Origin of the sequence: Mesobacillus subterraneus (genome assembly GCF_003937825.1) — a bacterium.
GTDB lineage: Bacteria > Bacillota > Bacilli > Bacillales > Cytobacillaceae > Mesobacillus > Mesobacillus subterraneus.
Map to the genome: position 1 here is coordinate 14962 of NZ_RSFW01000024.1, position 17738 is coordinate 32699.

The following is a 17738-nucleotide window of genomic DNA, read 5'->3' on the forward strand; positions in this document are numbered from 1 at the left end:
ACCCCACAAAAATATACATATTACAGGAAAGTACTTTCCAGCCAATCAATCACTGCAAACCTTTTCCTCATTCAATCACTGTTAAGGAGCTGACTCATCATGACCATCAAACCCAACCGACTGCAAAAAGGAGATACAATCGGAATCATTGCCCCTGCAAGCCCTCCCAATAAAGAGAATTTGAAACGCGGCCTAAAGTTCATCGAAGATTTGGGATTGAACTATAAATTAGGTAAATCTCTGTATGCTGAATATGGTTACCTGTCCGGAAAAGACCAGGATCGATTAACGGACATCCACGACATGTTCAAGGACGACGAGGTCAAAGGGATCATCTGTGCAGGCGGCGGTTATGGAACAGCCCGCATTGCAGGGTCAATCGACTATGAAACCATTAGGAAACACCCAAAGATTTTCTGGGGCTACAGTGATATTACTTTTTTGCATACCACGTTCAGACAGCATGCAAATCTTGTTACTTTCCATGGCCCCATGCTGGCATCGGATATTGGCAAAGAAGGTGCGGATCAAATATCAAAAAACACATTCCAGCAACTATTTGAACCGACCATAATTGCCTATGACACCAGCCTCTCTGAAATAGAAGAAATCATCCCTGGCCAGGCTGAAGGAGTATTAGCAGGAGGTAACCTTTCGCTGCTCTCCAGTTCAATGGGCACACCTTATGAAATAGAGACAAAAGGGAAGATATTATTGATTGAAGATATCAATGAAGAACCTCGTGCAGTGGACAGGATGCTGAACCAGCTGTATATGGCGGGCAAGCTTCAGGTAGCTTCAGGCATTTTGGTTGGGGATTTCAATAACTGCGTGCCTGAAAGGGAATTGTCCTTATCGCTGGATGAAGTCATCGAGCATTATATCCAGCTTGCCGGCAGGCCGGCAATGAAAGGGTTCAAAATGGGGCATTGCTCTCCCCATATTGCCGTCCCATTAGGGGCGACTGCAAAAATGGATACACAAATAAAATCACTTATCATTGAACCGGGTGTTCAATAGGAGAACAGGGGGAACGTCCATGATCATTGAAAATATCCAGACATTCCGGACAGCGGTTCCTTTGACAAAACCATTCAAAACCGCACTTCGAACCGTTACAGTCGCAGAAGCGATCATCGTGAAAATTACTTGTGACAACGGGATAACAGGATGGGGTGAAGCCCCTCCCACATTGGTCATTACCGGAGACAGCCTAGCAAGCATCGAAGCAGCCATCACCGAAGTCATCAAACCGTTCTTATTAAAAAAGAGTCTGCTAAACTATGAAACTTTGTTCCAGGGTCTTAAAACCATCCTGGTGAACAATTCCAGTGCAAAAGCCGCAGTGGATATGGCTTTGTATGATTGCCTGTCACAACAGTGCGGTCTCCCACTTTATCAATTCCTGGGCGGATATCGAAACGAAATCGAAACCGACTTCACTGTAAGTGTCAACAGTCCTCAGGAAATGGCTGATGATGCTGCAAACTATGTTAACAATGGATTCAATGTCCTGAAAATCAAGGTAGGGATTGGGGAAATTGCTGAGGATATTACTAGAATCCAGGCAATCCGAACGCGAATTGGAAGTGAGATAAAAATCCGGCTGGATGCCAACCAGGGCTGGAAACCGAAGGACGCAGTCCGGGCGATCAGGAAAATGGAGGACCTCAGTCTTGATATTGAACTGGTCGAGCAGCCCGTCAAGGCAGATGACCTAGATGGTCTTAAGCAGGTCACAGACTCAGTTGATACATTGATCATGGCAGATGAAAGTGTATTTACACCTAAACAGGCATTTGAAGTAATAAGGAGAAGGTGTGCTGATTTGATCAATATTAAATTGATGAAATCAGGAGGCATTCACCAGGCCCAAATCATCAATCAGATGGCAGAAACAGCAGGAATCGAGTGCATGGTTGGAAGCATGATTGAAACTCGTCTGGGCATTACAGCCGCCGCCCATTTCGCTGCCAGCAAGAAAAATATCACCCGTTTCGATTTCGATGCACCTCTCATGCTTGCAGAGGAAGCGATTTCTGGTGGCATAACGTATAATGGAAGAAAAATCACACTTCCGGACCAAGCAGGACTGGGTATAGAAAAGGTCCATATAGAAGGAGGAGTTTTCAATGGAAAGCAATAATATCTGGCTCATTAATGTGCCTGTTGCCACTTTATGGACTTCCCACGATTCAGCAAGGGAGATTGACACTGAGGGTGTCTCTGGCACAGTAAATTTAGATGCGTGGCTCGAAAAGCTTACATACGAACCAAGACTGCAATTATGCGATGACAATCTTGTCCAATCACAGGTTCTCTTTGGACAGGAAGTACTCATTCTCGATGAAAAAGAAGGATGGGCATATGTTGTTGTTCCTGACCAGCCCTCAGTAAAAGACAAGCGCGGATATCCCGGCTGGCTCCCGAAGGCTCAGCTGATTCAACAGTCGGATTGGTACATCAAGCATGGTCCCGCCGCAGTCATCACGGCAAAGAAAGCACTGCTTTATAACGAGAAAAACGAGAAGCTGCTGGAGCTGAGCTACCAGACATTGCTTCCGGTCGTTGAAGACATCGTCGATCGCATTCGGGTAAAAACCCCAACAGGAATTGGGATTTTGAGAGCTGAAGATGTCATGGTCATTCCATCGGAAAAGGAAATGCCTAAACAGAATGGAACGGCAATCGTGAAAGCCGGTGAGCAATTCTTAGGCTTGCCATATCTATGGGGCGGGATGAGCAGTTATGGGTATGACTGCTCTGGTTTCAGCTACAATATGTGTCGCGCAAACGGCTACATCATCCCCAGGGATGCCCATGAGCAGGCGGCAGCCGGTCAAAGTGTGCCGCTAGCCGATGTCCAGCCAGGTGACCTCTTGTTCTTCGCTTATGAAGAAGGAAAAGGGCGAATCCATCATGTCGGGATCTATTATGGAGACGGCAAGCTTCTCCACTCACCGAATACCGGCAAAAATATCGAGATCATAGCACTGGAAGGGACAATTTACGAAAAGGAACTCTGTGCAGCAAGACGCTACTGGATGGATACGGAGGAATAACAATGGAAAAAGACGTTTTACTCAGAGTAAGAGATTTAAAAAAACATTTCTCAATGGGAAAGAACGAAAGATTAAAAGCAGTAGATGGTATCTCATTTGACATCTTTAAAGGGGAAACTTTCGGGCTCGTCGGCGAGTCCGGCTGCGGAAAGTCCACGGCAGGGAGGACGATGATCGGCCTATATGACCGAACTGACGGCGAAGTGATTTTTAATGGGAAAGACGTGCATTCGCTATCAGAGAAAGAAAGATTCCAATTCCACAAACAAATGCAGATGATCTTCCAGGACCCGTACGCTTCGTTAAATCCCCGCTCTACAGTAAAGGAAATCCTTTCTGAGCCAATGGATGTACATGGTATTTACCGGGACAAAAAAGAGCGTAAGGAAAGAATCTATCAGTTGCTTGAGGATGTTGGCCTTAACCGAGATCATGCCAATCGGTATCCTCATGAGTTCAGTGGCGGGCAGCGCCAAAGAATTGGGATCGCCAGGGCACTTGCACTCGACCCTGATTTCATCATCGCAGATGAACCGATCTCCGCGCTTGACGTTTCTGTCCAAGCTCAGGTCGTAAACCTGCTGAAGAGGCTTCAGAAGGAGAAGGGATTGACGTACCTTTTCATCGCCCATGACCTGTCAATGGTCAAACAGATCAGCAATCGGATTGGCGTTATGTATTTAGGCCACATCGTCGAGTTGACCGCAAGCAGCCAGCTGTATAAAAAACCGCTGCATCCTTATACACAGGCTTTACTTTCTGCTATCCCGATTCCGGATCCAGATGTAGAAGACAAGAGGGAGCGCATCATCTTGAAAGGTGAATTGCCAAGCCCGATGGATCCTCCTAGCGGATGCGTCTTCAGGACAAGGTGCCAGCATGCCATGGATATATGTGCACAGAAAAAGCCTGTCTGGCAGGAAATCGACCAGGACCACTTCGTTGCATGCCATCTATATAACGACGATTTACCAGGAAACAAAGAAAAAGAAATGCTCGTGAATATCAGATAAGGGATGCTTATGATGAAAATCGATGAACTAAAAGAACTCTTATTGGATGAACTCGCCAGGTGTAAAGGCCGGGCGAGTTTGTTTATGGAGATAAACGGAGAGATCATTGAGTTTAACAGCAATCATGTTTATCAGTCTGCAAGCTTAATAAAACTCCCGATCCTTTACGCAGCGTTAAGGCTAGTGGATAAGGGCGTTTTGTCACTAAAAAAATTGGTTCCGATCAGAGAAACAGATGAAGTCGGCGATACCGGTGTATTACAGGTGTTAATGGTTGATCAACTTTCCGTTCAAGACCTGCTGGCCCTAATGATCATTGTTTCTGATAATACCGCGACAAATCTTGTGATCGATGAAATCGGGATGGGGGAAATCAATTCAAAAATCGCGCTGCTGGGAATGGATCAAACTGTCCTCAAGCGAAAAATGCTGGACTTTAATGCCATTAAAAATGGCAACGACAATTTTACTACCGCCCGTGATACAGTTGCATGCCTAAAAGAAGGGACGGCAGGTTCTACTCTGACCAACCACTCAAAAGGCATATTCCAAACGCTGCTGAAACAACAGCAATTAAAGGATAAGCTTAGAGCCTGCCTGGACGAACCACGGATTGAAGCAGGAAATAAAACAGGAGAGCTCCCTGGAGTGGAACATGATTGCGGATTTATTTTCGATGAAAAGACTCAGATTCACGTTGCAATATTGATTGATCAGTTGAATGATCCAGAAGCAGGAAGGACAACGATCCGACAAATCGGAAAGCATATCAATGACTTTATTTGCAGAGATATGACAAGGACCAAGCAAATTTGATAGCTTTCGATAACATCTTGTTATCCCTTGCTAGCATCCTGATAGCTTAGTTGAAAGTTAGCCTGGGCCACAAAATAGACAAAGAATATTTATTTACCTTAAAACCAAAAATCATTAGAATTAGAATGATTATAATATTTATGAAGCAACCAAGGAGACGAAACATGACGGTTAAGGAAAGCACTCCAGATTTTGCACCTGCCGATATAGCAAAGAATACTCTTGCACCCTACTTCGTTTGTATACATAAAGACTCGATTATTTTAAGTATTGATGATGGCGGAGCGCAATTACTTGGTTTTAAGGATCCGAGCGAGCTGATTGGCAAGTCTATCTTTTCGTTCCTTCATGAGACCGATCAAGAAATGGTCGCCGGGAGAATCAATACAATTAAACAAGGCATTGAAATGCCGGCAACGATAATGAAATTTTCGATTAATGGTGTACCGATGGATTTACAGGTGAAATCCATGAACACTGTCTTTAACGGGGAAAGTTCAGTGAAAACCTCATTAAGGTTCATTACCCCTTTCGATAGAGGGGATAAGAACCAGGATCAGCATGGTTCGCTGATCCTGAACGCCAACAAAGGCATCATCATCACCAATCCTGGAGGAATGATCCTCACAGTGAGTGACTCGTTTTCTCGAGTGACGGGCTTTGCGAAAGAAAATGTGGTCGGCAATAACCCCCGGATGTGGAAGTCACAAAGTTATACATTGACCTTTTACAAGAGAATGTGGGAGTCTATTACCAGCAAAGGATACTGGGAAGGCGAACTTTGGAATAAAAAGAGGGATGGCAGCCATTACCTGATGAAGGTGAATATTTATTCGATCCTGAATAGAGAAGGCCACCTTGCCCACTACCTTGCTGTTTATACAGATATCTCAGAAGTACAAAAGCTATCCAATCAGCTTAAGGAACGAGAGGAGCAATATCGGACACTTGTTGAACTCGCACCAAATGCGATCCTGCTCTCTCAATTCAACAGAATTATCTATGCCAATCCGCCAGCCGAAAGCTTATTTGGCGTCATGTCTCAAGAAATCATAGGCCAACCTATGACTGCATTCTTCAAGGAATATCCAAACATCGCATCGAAGATTGACTTAAGTGATAAAACCGTCATCAGCTTTGAGGAAAAATTACAGAAAGATAGGGGACAGATTGATGTCGAGGTTTCCACTTCCCTGATTCCTTACCAAGGTCATGAAGCGGTATTAACCGTGATTAAGGAAATAACAAAACGAAAAAACATGGAAAGGGCGCTCCGGGAAAGCGAAGAACAATACCGATTCATTGCTGAGAATTCTTCCGACATGATTGGACGGCTTTCTTCAGCCGGTATAATCCTCTATATCTCACCGGCCAGCAAGAGAATCCTGGGTTACAGGAACGAAGATTTAATCGGAACCAAAATTTATGAGATGCTCCATCCTGATGATCGAAAGACTCTTTTGGGAGAGTATGGTGATCCACAGAATTTCCGGTCCATTGTCACTTTCAGCTACAGGATGCTCCATAAGAATGGCGAATATATCTGGGCCGAAACAACTGTCAGGCCTTTAAGAGACAAATCCGGAAAGCCATCGGGAATGATGTTCTCAACAAGGGATATCACTGCACGGAGGACGATAGAGAACCAGTTGAGGGAAAGCAATTTACTTCTGAAAAAACTTTCCTCCCTCGATGGACTGACGGAGATTTACAACAGGCGGGCGTTTGATGAATTCCTTAAAACAGAATGGACTTTCGCCCGCAAGCAGGAAACACCAATCACTCTACTGTTAATGGATATCGATTTTTTTAAAGAATACAATGATTCCTATGGACATATCCAGGGAGATGAATGTCTAAAAGCAGTGGCCAGAACCCTTGAAGATTTCTTCCATGAAAGAGGATATTTTGCAGCTAGATACGGCGGAGAAGAGTTTGCAGTTGTTCTGCCCAATACGGATTCGGATAAAGCATTTATGCTGGTTGAAGAATTCATGTTGGAGATTCATGCCCTGAATCTCCAACATGAACTTTCACCAGTCAGCGACAATGTAACAATAAGCGTCGGACTATCCAGTATGACTCCTGCAGGTGAAGTGAAAATAAAGAAAATCATGGAGTTTGCTGATCGTGCTCTTTACAAGGCAAAGCAAAGTGGACGGAATCGAATTGAAATCAGCAAGAGATTGTAATAGAGCGAGGTTTCTCGCTCTTTTTCTATTTTACAGGGTGAAGAGAAAGTTCAAGCATTTTTTAAAAAAGAAACGCCTATTTTTCACAAAAAATATATCCATAAGTATCAAAATGTTTTATAATGATTTTCGTATTTCCGAAAATTTGATTTCGAGATGAAAATTTATTGATAGATTCAGGGGGAATGGAGATGAAAATGAGAGTTTCTGCTGTCCAATACCATTTACACACAATCCGCTCTTTCGAGGAGTTTGCACAGCAATGTGAGCATTATGTCAAAACAGCTCAGGAATACGGTTCCGAATTTGTATTGTTTCCGGAGTTTTTCACGACGCAATTGCTGTCGATCGGCAGTGAGCAAGGGACAAAGCTGACCATCAACGAGCTTCCGGGCTTTACGGAGCAATATTTGAACCTTTTCCAGAATTTTGCCCTTGAGACTGGCATGCATATCATCGGCGGTACACATGTTATTGCCAGGGAAGGCAAATTATATAATGTGGCTCATATGTTTTATCCGGATGGCAGGATTGTTGAACAAGCAAAACTTCACATCACCCCAACGGAAGTAAATGAATGGAATATGAGTGCCGGAGAGGATTTCCGGGTATTTGATACAGACAAGGGCAGAATCGCTCTTTTAACTTGCTATGATATAGAGTTCCCTGAGATTGTCAGAATGGCAAAGGCCAAAGGTGCGGACGTCATTTTTGTCCCGTCCTGTACGGATGACCGTCACGGATTCCACCGGGTTCGCTATACAAGCCATGCCCGTGCAATTGAAAACCAGGTATATGTTGTTCTGACCGGAACAGTAGGTGCATTGCCAACGGTCGATTTCATGCGTGCAAACTTCGGGCAGGCAGCTGTCATCACTCCAAATGACATCCCATTCCCGCCAAAAGGACTGCAGGTAGAAGGCGAGTTGAATCACGATATGGTTGTAACCGCAGACCTTGACCTGGAGCTTCTGTATGAAGTGCGTGAACGAGGTTCAGTCACCACCTGGCGTGATCGCCGAACTGACCTTTACCCTGATTGGGAAGAAGCAGAAAAAATCTAACTCGATAAGGAGCATTCGTCATGGAATATATTCGTGTAAACAGTATTGAAGATCCACTTTTCTCCAAGCTTCATAACTTAATGAAGGAAGTGTTTCCTCCAGAAGAAGTCCTGGAATTCGACCTCTGGAAAGAGCCGCTGGAAGACCCGGGTATTCGGGTGTTCGTGGCAGTGCAAGAAGATGAAGTGGTAGGAGTTACCGAATATCGATACTATCCTGATTGGAATATCGCAATGACTGACTTTACGATAGTGGGCAAACCTGGACTTAGCCTCGGCCGTTTCCTTGCCACCAAAAGAATGGAAGACCTGCAGTCCCTGGCAGTTGAACAGGGCGTTGAACTGTTCGGCATGTTCGCTGAAATTTATGACCCATACCGCAAAACAGACCATGATTTTGGCGGAGTTAAAACAATGGACCCTTACGTACGCCGGGAAGTTCTCTCCCATCTGGGCTACAGAAAACTCGACCTTGATTATGTCCATCCTTCTTGGGAAAATGACGGTCAAGCTGTTGAAGGACTTGATTTATGCTTCATGCCGACAGATGAGAACACAGCAGAATTGCCTGCAGCGCTGATTGCTGATTTCCTGACTACTTATTATTCAGTGTTAGAGAATAAACCAGAGAAGTGGCTAAGCATGATTGAAGCTCTTAAACGAAAAGAGACGGTGGCATTACTGCCTCTATAATATGCAGAAGCAGCAGTATCATTTTGATACTGTTGTTTTTTTGCTTTAAAATACTTCACGAAAAAGGGGGACCAGGAAAAACGGACTAGGTGTCCGCACAGAGAAGACACACAGCAGAGATATTAGTACCTGGTGCTAAAAGAGCCGTTTTTAATGCTGTCTGATTGTAAATCAGGCACTGAATTATCAAGATATTATACTAAAAAACAGCAATGTTATTCTAAGATAAGATTTGCATAGTGTTAGAAAGACTGGGACAGCTGATATTCGATCCAGTATTATTTTGGGAGGGTCAGGTGGTCTCTTCTGACAAATAAATCTCTCTACATTCTTCCATAATACGGAAAAAGTAGTCAAATGGCAGTTTTCGTAGTGTATCCGGTGAATTTAGTAGTGAAAAGCAGTGTTTTCGTAGTGATGATCCGTTATTTCGTAGTGAAAATGGTCGTTTCGTAGTGATCCACTCATCAAGCGAGAATATTCATCAAAACATCGGCTTCAGCGGAAGGGCTGATAGACACCAAACCTTAAATCTCACACAAAAGGGCAATCAAATAAAAAAAACGGCATTTGCCGTTTAATTGATGCTGCTGATAAAAGTGAAGAAGCTAGAAGGCGTATCGAAATATTCCATAATATAATGGTGCAATGAAAATCAGACCGCTTAGTTTTGCTGCTAGTGGCATCGGCTCGTAACCTTCATCTTCAAAGCCGAAATCATCCGCAAATCGTTCAGCAAAGAATATCGTAAATACGACATCCCAGAGAAGTCCCCCAAAAAAGACGATTTTCCAAACCAGCGGGGTCAGCATTTCCGTATCCGTTACATAGCCGAACAGGCCCAGCCACGTAATGATCGAAATGATAAAATCCAGCTTGGTGATCTTGTTTTTATATTTGCCCTTAATCAAGAACCAAATCGCTGTTGTTCCCATAAACCCTAGATACATCAACCACATAAAGTCTGCCATACAATAACCTCTAATCATTTAAAAATATCTCTCTTATTATAAAGGGTCGTTCCCTCTCTGAAAATAGATTTTTGTCGAAACTTCGCTGGAGGAAAATACAATTTCATTATTGAAATTTTAAATATATAGTGTAAAATTACACTAAAAGGTTAAAATGGATAGAAGAGGAACAGGGGGATAGATATGGATTTCACTCCTAATGAAGAAAAAAGAAGAGTTTTCCGCAATGAGCTTTATCATTTAAAGGAAAGAGGATATATCAGCAAACAGGAATATAATACTGTTTCTGAAGCTCATAACGAATACTTCAATGACCTTCTTCACGAAAAGGAAAAAATCGAAAATCAGAGGCAGCAACAGGTTGAAAAAACGGAGCAGGTGTCAGCAAGTAAAACGCCCGCGCCCGTGCCGGCACAAATACCAGTCAGCACACAGCCGCAGCCTGTTAAGGTCCGGCCAAAGAAGTCTGCTGAGGAAATTCGCGAACGGAATATTTCCTGGTCTCTGAATATCGGAGTAATCATGCTGCTGATCGGCGGCTTGTTTGTAGCTACGAGCAATTGGGAAACGATGGCTTCCTGGATGAAGGCAGGATCTATCGCGCTCGTGTCTGCATTATTTTACGGACTCGCTTTTGTGAGCTACAGGGTTTTAAAAATTGAAAAGACCGCTTTTGCTTTTGTTGTCCTGGGAAGCTTGTTCTTGCCCATTTTCACTTTATCGCTCGGATGGTTCGAATTGCTTGGACCCGTTTTGTCATTTTACGGAGAGGGCAGATTCATATTAGGAACAATCAGCAGTTCTGTGTTGATTCCTATCTATATTTTGCTCGCCAGAAAGCTTTCGTCCCGTTTATTTGTCTGGTTTACCTATATCGCATCTACAGTGAGTGCTGCTTACTTACTAAGGACATTCGGTTTGGAATCTGATGGTTTTTATCTGGGGCTGATTTTATTCAATACGCTGCTCATCACTTTATATCACTACCTGAAGAAGATAGGCCAGCATCCGCTGTTTGCAAAGGAGCTTGCCATCTATTCACAGGCGAATCTGGTTTTATCCACTTTATTACTACTGTTCTTTTATGAAAATGCTATTTTCAATGGTTTCAATTTAATTCTGACCGCGGTTGTCTACCTTGCCATGGTTTTTATTGATGGCCGTAAAGAGTATCACTTTGTGTTCAGTGGAATGTTTGTATATGGCTCATATCAAATTCTCGAAAATTTAAGCTTTCCCGAAGCAAGCATAATAGGCTATTCACTTCTTGGTTTTGTGTTTGTGCTGCTTCCTAAGTTGATTGATGATCAATATTCCTTGAAAAAATCTTTCCAGTTCACCAGTGCAGCTGTTTCTGGCTTAGCTTTTGTCTACATTACAGCTGAAGGGATGATGTTACGTTCAGGGACTCCATCATTTACTTTGTTTGCAGCTTACCTGATCATTGCAGCGAACTTCCTCTATCTGGCGAATGTGAACAGTAAGTTGATTTTCCGGTACCTGAGTCCGATTTTCCTTGCTTCAGCACTGTTTGAAGCCGTATTGCAAATTGGAAATTGGCTATACATCGAGAATCTCTATTTACCGATTTTCTTTATCGGATTTACTTTATTCATGGGTGGGAGCTGGCAGGTAAAACCGAAATTTCTTCAAGTGATCCGAACAAGCTCACGGGACGTTGGAATGGCCATCATGCTGTTTATGGTCCTTGTTGCTTTCGCCTCATTCGGATGGTGGGAACTAGGGCTGATGTTCCTTCTGACCAGCTTCACTTTCTTCATAATGACCAGGGTGGAAAAAAGGGCGCTTCTGCCAATGGCCGGTCAATGGGCAGCACCTGTTTCTCTTGGTTTATCGGTAGCCTCACTTGGTGAGGAATTGAATATCCTATCTGAACACTATCATCATTTTTTAGGATTGCCGGGCAGTTTCGCGATTGCGGGTGTGGTTCTATTAGGATTGAGTAAAATTCTTTCTAATCGAAAGGAAAACGAGCTAGCCCATAAAACATTTTATATTTCTCACGGTTTCTACGCATCCAGTTTGTTCTTTACTTTTACTGCGCCGGTTCCTAATATTTATGGAGAATCACTCATTTGGCTTGGCGGGATCCTGATGTCTTTGCTGCTTTATAAGACTACAAAGGCGAGCACGGTGGCCTATACGGCAGGAGTTATCAGCCTGGCATGGTACCTAATTACAATCGATTCAATCAATGAGGAAATTGTTCCATTCACCTCCTTTGCAGAGGCCATCCTTTTCCCGGCTGGTGGTTGGCTGCTTCTTGGAGCAGCGGCAGTATTGGTTCGAAAGGATCGAGAACTCTCGAATAGTTTCGCGTGGGTTGCTCACGTTTACATGGCACCAACCCTATTGCTGACGTTCATTATGTACCAGGAGAAAGCGATTTGGACCTTTTTGATTGCCATGATCGTTTATGGATCCAATCTTTTCTTCGTAAAAAAAGAATGGAAGATAAAGTCCTTATTATACGCTGCGTTCATAGCCATGTTCCTTGTAGTAAAGACAGCGATCATCCATCTATACAGTCAGGACCTGGGGCACTACGCGTTCCTCACGTCCAGTCTATTGATTGCAGCTTTCTGGTATAAATCTTCAGCAGCTTTCAGGCAAAGAACGCTGTACTTCCTGGTACCATTTTCATTTATAGGAATCGCAACTTTCCTTCTGGTATATCCGTACAGCTGGGCTCTATTTGGATTTACTTCAGGTTACGCCACTGCCTTACTGATTTTGCTTCATCGCATTAAGTGGGATCTGCTGGCCATCGTACCGTTAATCCTGTTTTACTACGGCACCCAGCAGATCATCTTCCAGGAAAGGATGGAAGCAGTCTGGGATATCCTGCTCCTTGCCAGTCTCGGTGTGCTGCTCCTATGTGTAGGCAGATATGTCTATCAAAATCTTTGGGAAAAAGGCGGGGCATATGGCATTCGCAGTCTTGACGCCTATACAGTCACCGGATTCATCTTCTTCCTGTCCCTCCTGCCACTGGCTATGGAAACATTCTGGGCACAAATCGTCCATGGATTGCTGGTGTCAGCCGGTTTATGGGTACAGAGCAGAAGGGTGCACGGCAAGGGAATTGAAGCTATTCGTTTTATCGCAGGTGCATATTTGCTCTTACCGTATTACGCAGCAGTCGGGCAAATTACAATCCCTCTAATATGGGAAAGGGAGGTATATATTCTTCCGTTCGTTGTTCTTGTGATTTTTCTGCGCTTTATGTTTAAAGGGAAACAAGCAAAAATCACCGGCTATATCCAATGGGCTGTACTGGTCATTGTTTCACTTCTGCTCATTCAGGATGGACTTGCGAGCAATACCGTCTATGACGCATTGATTCTGGGATCTCTATCCCTGATCTCCATGCTTGCAGGCATGTGGCTGAGAGTGAAAGCTTATTTCTTCGTAGGCGCTGGAGTATTGCTCCTGAACGTCCTTCTACAGACCCGTCCATTCTGGGGAAATCTCCCTTGGTGGGGTTATCTGTTAATCGCCGGCTCGATTTTAATCGGTGTCGCCAGCTTTAACGAATGGAATAAACAGAAAGGGGCCAAGGGAGAAAAAACTTTCTTCGTCAGATTAAAAGAGAAGCTGATACTCAAACTGAAAAATTGGAATTAATATAAGCCGGCAAGGGTGTAGACACTCTTGCCGGCTTTTTATACATTTTTCATCCTAAATAGGTTGAATCTAAAAGGAACCCCTCGATCCAGATCTGCATTATATATAGTGAATGGAATTCGGACAAGTTAAACAGTAAGCAAAAATTAGATGCATTTTTATGCAAAATCTGTTACCATTCATAAAAATAAGGGAAGAAATATACTAGCTAAGGAGGGTAGGTTATGAGGGATGTTACACTTTTGGATCTATACGAACACCATATTGCCCAGAAATACTTGAAGCGGTCCGGGATGGCCCATGCCATTGCTGTGGCCTACCACGCTTTTCACCTCGCCAAGGAGCATAATGTCGATGTTGATATTGCTGCAAAAGCAGGATTTCTCCATGATATTGGCCATTTTACATGGTACAGGAACGGCAAATGGGATTATGAGCTCTACCGGAAAAACGATATCCATCCAATTAAAGGCGCAGAAAGAGCCCATAAACTTTTAATCAGACTCGGAGAAAACCCCGTCCAGGCGAAAGCCACTTCACTGGCAATCCTTTTCCACACTGACTCCTTTTTACCTTCAAATGATATCGTCCGCACCCCGCTGCAGCAGGTAGTAAAATGGGCAGACGAAAAAGACAAGGAAGAAGGAGGTAATCATCATTACCGAAAAATCGATGAAGAACGAGCCAGAAAGAGCATTATCCGGCTCGACAGCATGATTGATGAAGAACTGAGGAAAAAGAATGAACCAGATTACAGTAGAATGAAATAATAAAAACAAAAAACGGAAGGGCAACGAATGAGTGAATCCGGTACCTTTCCGTTTTTTTTAATTCATTTCCCTCTTATCTTGCTTGAGGAAAACTTCTTTCGATTGTTGTATTGAATTTCTCCGTCAATCCCACAATCGGTCTGCCGCTTTGAAGCTGATCGCGATAGTCCTGCATTTCTACTGCAAAATCGGCATTTGAAGAAATATATACTTCGCTGATGCTTTCATCAATCGAACGAATTTGCTCTGCAATTTTACGTTTTACTTCACCTGAAACATTGTCTGTATCCCCATTTTCAAGTACCACCGCTACATATGCTTTTCGTTGAACCGTTATGATTGTGGCACTTTGAACTTCTCCAAGCATTTCAACCTGTTCCTCGAGATTATTGTCAACATGCATCCGATAGGTTTGATTATAGGAATTGAACCGATGCTCTTCGTTAACATTCTGGATCTGGATTCCTTGATCATTCACCCGATTAACTTGCGCACCTTCATCTCTGTAAGTATTGCACCCTGTGAAAACAAGGACTGTAAATAGCAGCAATAGGCTGAACTTCTTCATTGGCACATCCTCCTATTTTTTAACTCGTGAATAGAATGTCCCAAACAAAGGAGATTTATTCAAAATTTTCCATATCGGAGTAGTGGGCAAAAGGGCATTTGAAAGAGTAAAAGTCTAAGGAATTTTATAAAAAAGGGGTCATAAAATTTATAGATTGAAAATTTAGGAGGGTTGCGATGAAAAAGTTAAGAGGTTTATTAAGTATAGCGGTTTTCCTTTTAGTTGTGTTTACATTTATTTCACCAGCATCTGCAGCAAAGAGGGTGCCAATCACCTCGGAGAAAGACCCTGTTATTTTTGTTCATGGATTTACAGGCTCCTCTTCCAGCTTTGATAATATGAAACAATGGCTGGTCAATCAGGGGTGGCCATCAAATTACCTGTATGCAATTCAGTATTCCAATACTACGGGAAGCAATGTGAATAACGCATATGAATTGCAATCCTTCATTAAAAATGTCCTTCGTCAGACCAAAGCAGCAAAAGTGGATATCATCGCTCATAGTATGGGCGGTTTAAGCACTCGCTACTATATCAAACATCTGGACGGTGCAAAGACAGTCGATGATGTGATCACACTCGGATCTCCTCATCACGGCACTAATTCATCTTACTTTGGATTATGGACGGATGGAGGACGTGAGATGGTGCCAGGTAGCAGCTTCCTTAATAATTTGAATAACCCTGATGAAACCCCGAATGGCATTGATCCTGCTTCGATCATCCAGTATACATCCATTTACAGCAGTGCTGATACCGTCATAACTCCATATACCAGTTCAATCATCGCAGGTGCTGATAACCTGGAAATCAGCGGGGTAAGCCACAGCGGACTTCTGACAGATGCCTCTGTCAGGCCATTGATCCTGAACGGTCTCCAGGATGGCGGGAAGAATACAAATTGATCAAAAAGACGGCCAGCTGTAATGCTGGCCGTCTTTTTGAACTCATTTTCCGGTATTGATGCTTTTTCGGTTCTCTCGGAGCTTATAAAATTTCCAAACATCTTTAATGATGATTTTTATGACAGAATAGAGTGGGATCGCAATCAGGATTCCGATGAAGCCATATATGGAACCTGCGGCAATCAGCAGCAGGATGACCGTAATCGGGTGGATATTGAGCTTTTTACCCATTACCTGAGGCGTGACGAGATTTCCTTCCAGCTGCTGGACAACGACAAGGACGATCAGTACCTTTACCATCATCATCGGGCCAGTTGCCAGTGCAACGAACAATGCAGGAAGCACACCAATGAGCGGTCCAAGAAACGGAACAACTGTCAGGAACATCGTAAAAATTGCGAGAATAAGTGCATAATCAAGCCCGATGATTTTATAACCGATATACATTAGCGTTCCATCGACAAGCGCAATGATGAATTGGCCTGTTACATAGGTGAACAGGGTCTGGTCGATATCTTTAAGGATCCTGTTTCCTTCCTGCTGGTGCTCATCAGGCACCCACCTCAGAATATAGGGCCTCAATTTTTCATCGTCTTTCAGGAAGAAAAAGACCAGAAATGGTACGACAACAAGCACTGTGGCTACGCTGGTGATGACTGTTATGACGGTGATGATATTTTCTCCCAGGTTTTGTGATACCCTGCTGAGATAATTGAGCGCCCTCTGCTTAATTTCATCGGCATTTATAAAACCGAGATCGTTTTTATCGATGACTTCTTCGGATTCCTTTGTTATTTCATCTGCTTTTTCAGGGAAGTTTTCGGTTAGACCGCTGATTTGCTCGATGACGATCGAACCCGCAAAATAGAAAAAGCCACTTAATAATCCAGTTCCAAGTACAAAGATAATCAGAATGCTAATCATTTTTGGCATGAATCGATTTAGCCATCTTACCGGCTTCCTCAATAAATAATAAACAAGCCCAGAAATCAGGACAGGAAAAAATATCGCAATAATGAAGTTTTGAAGAGGCCAGACAAAGTAATCTATTTTACCAAAAAGAAAGATAATGATAAGGATCAGGATTGCTCCTGTCGCATATTTAAAAAATGGCCGGTGAAACCACATTCCCTAAACCCCCTACAGATTGTCTTTTCCTATTACTTACCTTAAAGGGAAGATGACTAAACAATGATGGTTGTCATATTGTGGACACACTAGACATATCATTATAAAAATTGGTAGTTTCAAACGGCATGTAAAGGGTAAATATTCTGGTCAACAGAATTAGAATTATACATCAATTGCCACTGGTCATCTTCTGTGTAAAGGGGTTTCTGTATGGTTGCAGTCGAGGAGCATTTACTGTTTATTAAGGAACTAGGGCGGTTATTTGATGAATACTCACAATGTAAGGACGAGGAATTGAAAAGCGAGATTTATAAAGATATTCAGTTAATAGGAGAAGCAATCAACATTTCTTCTTGATTCCTTTATAGACCCGGCAAGCCTTAACATCAGGGCTTGCCGTTTTATTTTCATACATAATAGGTCATTCACCACTGCTTCCGTCATATACATGAAACAAGCATATGAAAGGGGAGGGTTATATGGGAATTGACCTTTCAAGGGAACAGTATCTGACACTGGTAAAATTGCTGCAGCTTGGCAATTGGCCGCTTGGCCTTACAGAGGCTGATCAGGATCTGGTAAGCAAAGCAGAGGATCTGGAACAATATATTTTTTCTCTGGCTAACGAATTCGAAGCCGCCGATGAGATTTACTACGATCGAGAGGAAGAATACTATTATTTATCAGAAAACCTGAAAGAAACGGTCGAAGCCATTATTGATGAGTACGAGGAAGAAGTATTTTGGGACCAGCTGACACACAAGCTCGCCACTATTGACCTGAAGCGTGAAGTGAATATCAATGCTACCATTGAAGAAAAGATCAATCGCCTGTTCCAGCTGAAGGCACGCTATGAAAAATACTTCCTGGAAAATGGCTTGGACAATATCGACATTCTATAATGAG

The 17738-nt window shown here is 43.1% G+C and carries 16 protein-coding genes; 13 read left to right on the forward strand and 3 right to left on the reverse strand.

The features are described from left to right. The first annotated feature begins 99 nt into the window (after nt 1-99). The 8 genes from EJA10_RS19275 (at nt 100) to EJA10_RS19310 (ending at nt 8839) form a co-directional block, all read left to right on the forward strand. Nucleotides 100-1020, forward strand: a complete 921-nt coding sequence (locus EJA10_RS19275; RefSeq protein ID WP_125481662.1) for a S66 peptidase family protein — start codon at nt 100-102, stop codon at nt 1018-1020. A 19-nt stretch (nt 1021-1039) separates the two neighbouring features. Beyond that, nucleotides 1040-2146: a dipeptide epimerase gene (locus EJA10_RS19280; RefSeq protein WP_125481663.1), complete on the forward strand. Its 1107-nt coding sequence runs from the start codon at nt 1040-1042 to the stop codon at nt 2144-2146. Further along, entirely contained in the window at nt 2133-3062 is a 930-nt protein-coding gene (locus EJA10_RS19285; protein WP_125481664.1) for a C40 family peptidase, read from the forward strand. The genes EJA10_RS19280 and EJA10_RS19285 overlap by 14 nt, the downstream gene beginning before the upstream one ends. A 2-nt stretch (nt 3063-3064) precedes the next feature. After that, nucleotides 3065-4075 carry an ABC transporter ATP-binding protein gene (locus tag EJA10_RS19290; protein ID WP_125481665.1) on the forward strand — a complete coding sequence of 337 codons (1011 nt, stop codon included), beginning with the start codon at nt 3065-3067 and terminating at the stop codon, nt 4073-4075. A gap of 9 nt (nt 4076-4084) precedes the next feature. Continuing rightward, entirely contained in the window at nt 4085-4891 is an 807-nt protein-coding gene (locus EJA10_RS19295; protein WP_170169194.1) for a serine hydrolase, read from the forward strand. Nucleotides 4892-5055: 164 nt separating this feature from the next. Next, a complete protein-coding gene (locus EJA10_RS19300; RefSeq protein WP_170169195.1) occupies nt 5056-7083 on the forward strand; it encodes a sensor domain-containing diguanylate cyclase in 2028 nt (675 codons plus the stop codon). Between the two features lie 191 nt (nt 7084-7274). Continuing rightward, nucleotides 7275-8147 (forward strand): carbon-nitrogen hydrolase family protein, encoded by an 873-nt coding sequence (locus tag EJA10_RS19305; RefSeq protein ID WP_125481668.1) that lies wholly within the window; start codon nt 7275-7277, stop codon nt 8145-8147. Between the two features lie 20 nt (nt 8148-8167). Continuing rightward, nucleotides 8168-8839 carry a GNAT family N-acetyltransferase gene (locus EJA10_RS19310; RefSeq protein WP_125481669.1) on the forward strand — a complete coding sequence of 224 codons (672 nt, stop codon included), beginning with the start codon at nt 8168-8170 and terminating at the stop codon, nt 8837-8839. A gap of 608 nt (nt 8840-9447) precedes the next feature. On the opposite strand, the gene EJA10_RS19315 is transcribed toward EJA10_RS19310, so the two are convergent. Continuing rightward, on the reverse strand, nt 9448-9810 hold the full coding sequence (locus tag EJA10_RS19315; protein WP_125481670.1) for a hypothetical protein: 363 nt from the start codon (nt 9808-9810) through the stop codon (nt 9448-9450). 183 nt (nt 9811-9993) lie between these two features. Between EJA10_RS19315 and EJA10_RS19320 the strand changes: the two genes are divergently transcribed. Further along, nucleotides 9994-13458 carry a hypothetical protein gene (locus tag EJA10_RS19320; RefSeq protein WP_125481671.1) on the forward strand — a complete coding sequence of 1155 codons (3465 nt, stop codon included), beginning with the start codon at nt 9994-9996 and terminating at the stop codon, nt 13456-13458. Between the two features lie 224 nt (nt 13459-13682). Beyond that, nucleotides 13683-14228 (forward strand): HD domain-containing protein, encoded by a 546-nt coding sequence (locus EJA10_RS19325; RefSeq protein ID WP_125481672.1) that lies wholly within the window; start codon nt 13683-13685, stop codon nt 14226-14228. Nucleotides 14229-14301: 73 nt separating this feature from the next. Here EJA10_RS19325 and EJA10_RS19330 read toward each other — a convergent pair whose 3' ends face one another. Continuing rightward, nucleotides 14302-14796: a YhcN/YlaJ family sporulation lipoprotein gene (locus tag EJA10_RS19330; RefSeq protein WP_125481673.1), complete on the reverse strand. Its 495-nt coding sequence runs from the start codon at nt 14794-14796 to the stop codon at nt 14302-14304. A 176-nt stretch (nt 14797-14972) separates the two neighbouring features. Here EJA10_RS19330 and EJA10_RS19335 point away from each other — a divergent pair, with 176 nt between their 5' ends. Then, entirely contained in the window at nt 14973-15701 is a 729-nt protein-coding gene (locus EJA10_RS19335) for an esterase/lipase family protein (protein ID WP_125481674.1), read from the forward strand. Between the two features lie 42 nt (nt 15702-15743). On the opposite strand, the gene EJA10_RS19340 is transcribed toward EJA10_RS19335, so the two are convergent. Further along, entirely contained in the window at nt 15744-16829 is a 1086-nt protein-coding gene (locus EJA10_RS19340; protein ID WP_125481675.1) for an AI-2E family transporter, read from the reverse strand. Nucleotides 16830-17042: 213 nt separating this feature from the next. On the opposite strand from EJA10_RS19340, the gene EJA10_RS23535 reads away from it, so the two are divergent. Both EJA10_RS23535 and EJA10_RS19345 read left to right on the forward strand, forming a co-directional pair. Further along, the gene (locus EJA10_RS23535) at nt 17043-17189 is read left to right on the forward strand and encodes a hypothetical protein (protein WP_170169196.1); all 147 of its coding nucleotides are present in this window, start codon (nt 17043-17045) and stop codon (nt 17187-17189) included. Nucleotides 17190-17311: 122 nt separating this feature from the next. Beyond that, the gene (locus EJA10_RS19345) at nt 17312-17734 is read left to right on the forward strand and encodes a hypothetical protein (RefSeq protein WP_125481676.1); all 423 of its coding nucleotides are present in this window, start codon (nt 17312-17314) and stop codon (nt 17732-17734) included. The last annotated feature ends 4 nt before the right edge of the window (nt 17735-17738 follow it).

What these genes read in the sequence shown, in the direction of transcription:
- EJA10_RS19275 (WP_125481662.1), top strand. Translation starts at nt 100, where the DNA reads ATGACCATCAAACCCAACCGACTGCAAAAAGGAGATACAATCGGAATC.
- EJA10_RS19280 (WP_125481663.1), top strand. Translation starts at nt 1,040, where the DNA reads ATGATCATTGAAAATATCCAGACATTCCGGACAGCGGTTCCTTTGACA.
- EJA10_RS19285 (WP_125481664.1), top strand. Translation starts at nt 2,133, where the DNA reads ATGGAAAGCAATAATATCTGGCTCATTAATGTGCCTGTTGCCACTTTA.
- EJA10_RS19290 (WP_125481665.1), top strand. Translation starts at nt 3,065, where the DNA reads ATGGAAAAAGACGTTTTACTCAGAGTAAGAGATTTAAAAAAACATTTC.
- EJA10_RS19295 (WP_170169194.1), top strand. Translation starts at nt 4,085, where the DNA reads ATGATGAAAATCGATGAACTAAAAGAACTCTTATTGGATGAACTCGCC.
- EJA10_RS19300 (WP_170169195.1), top strand. Translation starts at nt 5,056, where the DNA reads ATGACGGTTAAGGAAAGCACTCCAGATTTTGCACCTGCCGATATAGCA.
- EJA10_RS19305 (WP_125481668.1), top strand. Translation starts at nt 7,275, where the DNA reads ATGAAAATGAGAGTTTCTGCTGTCCAATACCATTTACACACAATCCGC.
- EJA10_RS19310 (WP_125481669.1), top strand. Translation starts at nt 8,168, where the DNA reads ATGGAATATATTCGTGTAAACAGTATTGAAGATCCACTTTTCTCCAAG.
- EJA10_RS19315 (WP_125481670.1), bottom strand. Translation starts at nt 9,810, where the DNA reads ATGGCAGACTTTATGTGGTTGATGTATCTAGGGTTTATGGGAACAACA.
- EJA10_RS19320 (WP_125481671.1), top strand. Translation starts at nt 9,994, where the DNA reads ATGGATTTCACTCCTAATGAAGAAAAAAGAAGAGTTTTCCGCAATGAG.
- EJA10_RS19325 (WP_125481672.1), top strand. Translation starts at nt 13,683, where the DNA reads ATGAGGGATGTTACACTTTTGGATCTATACGAACACCATATTGCCCAG.
- EJA10_RS19330 (WP_125481673.1), bottom strand. Translation starts at nt 14,796, where the DNA reads ATGAAGAAGTTCAGCCTATTGCTGCTATTTACAGTCCTTGTTTTCACA.
- EJA10_RS19335 (WP_125481674.1), top strand. Translation starts at nt 14,973, where the DNA reads ATGAAAAAGTTAAGAGGTTTATTAAGTATAGCGGTTTTCCTTTTAGTT.
- EJA10_RS19340 (WP_125481675.1), bottom strand. Translation starts at nt 16,829, where the DNA reads ATGTGGTTTCACCGGCCATTTTTTAAATATGCGACAGGAGCAATCCTG.
- EJA10_RS23535 (WP_170169196.1), top strand. Translation starts at nt 17,043, where the DNA reads ATGGTTGCAGTCGAGGAGCATTTACTGTTTATTAAGGAACTAGGGCGG.
- EJA10_RS19345 (WP_125481676.1), top strand. Translation starts at nt 17,312, where the DNA reads ATGGGAATTGACCTTTCAAGGGAACAGTATCTGACACTGGTAAAATTG.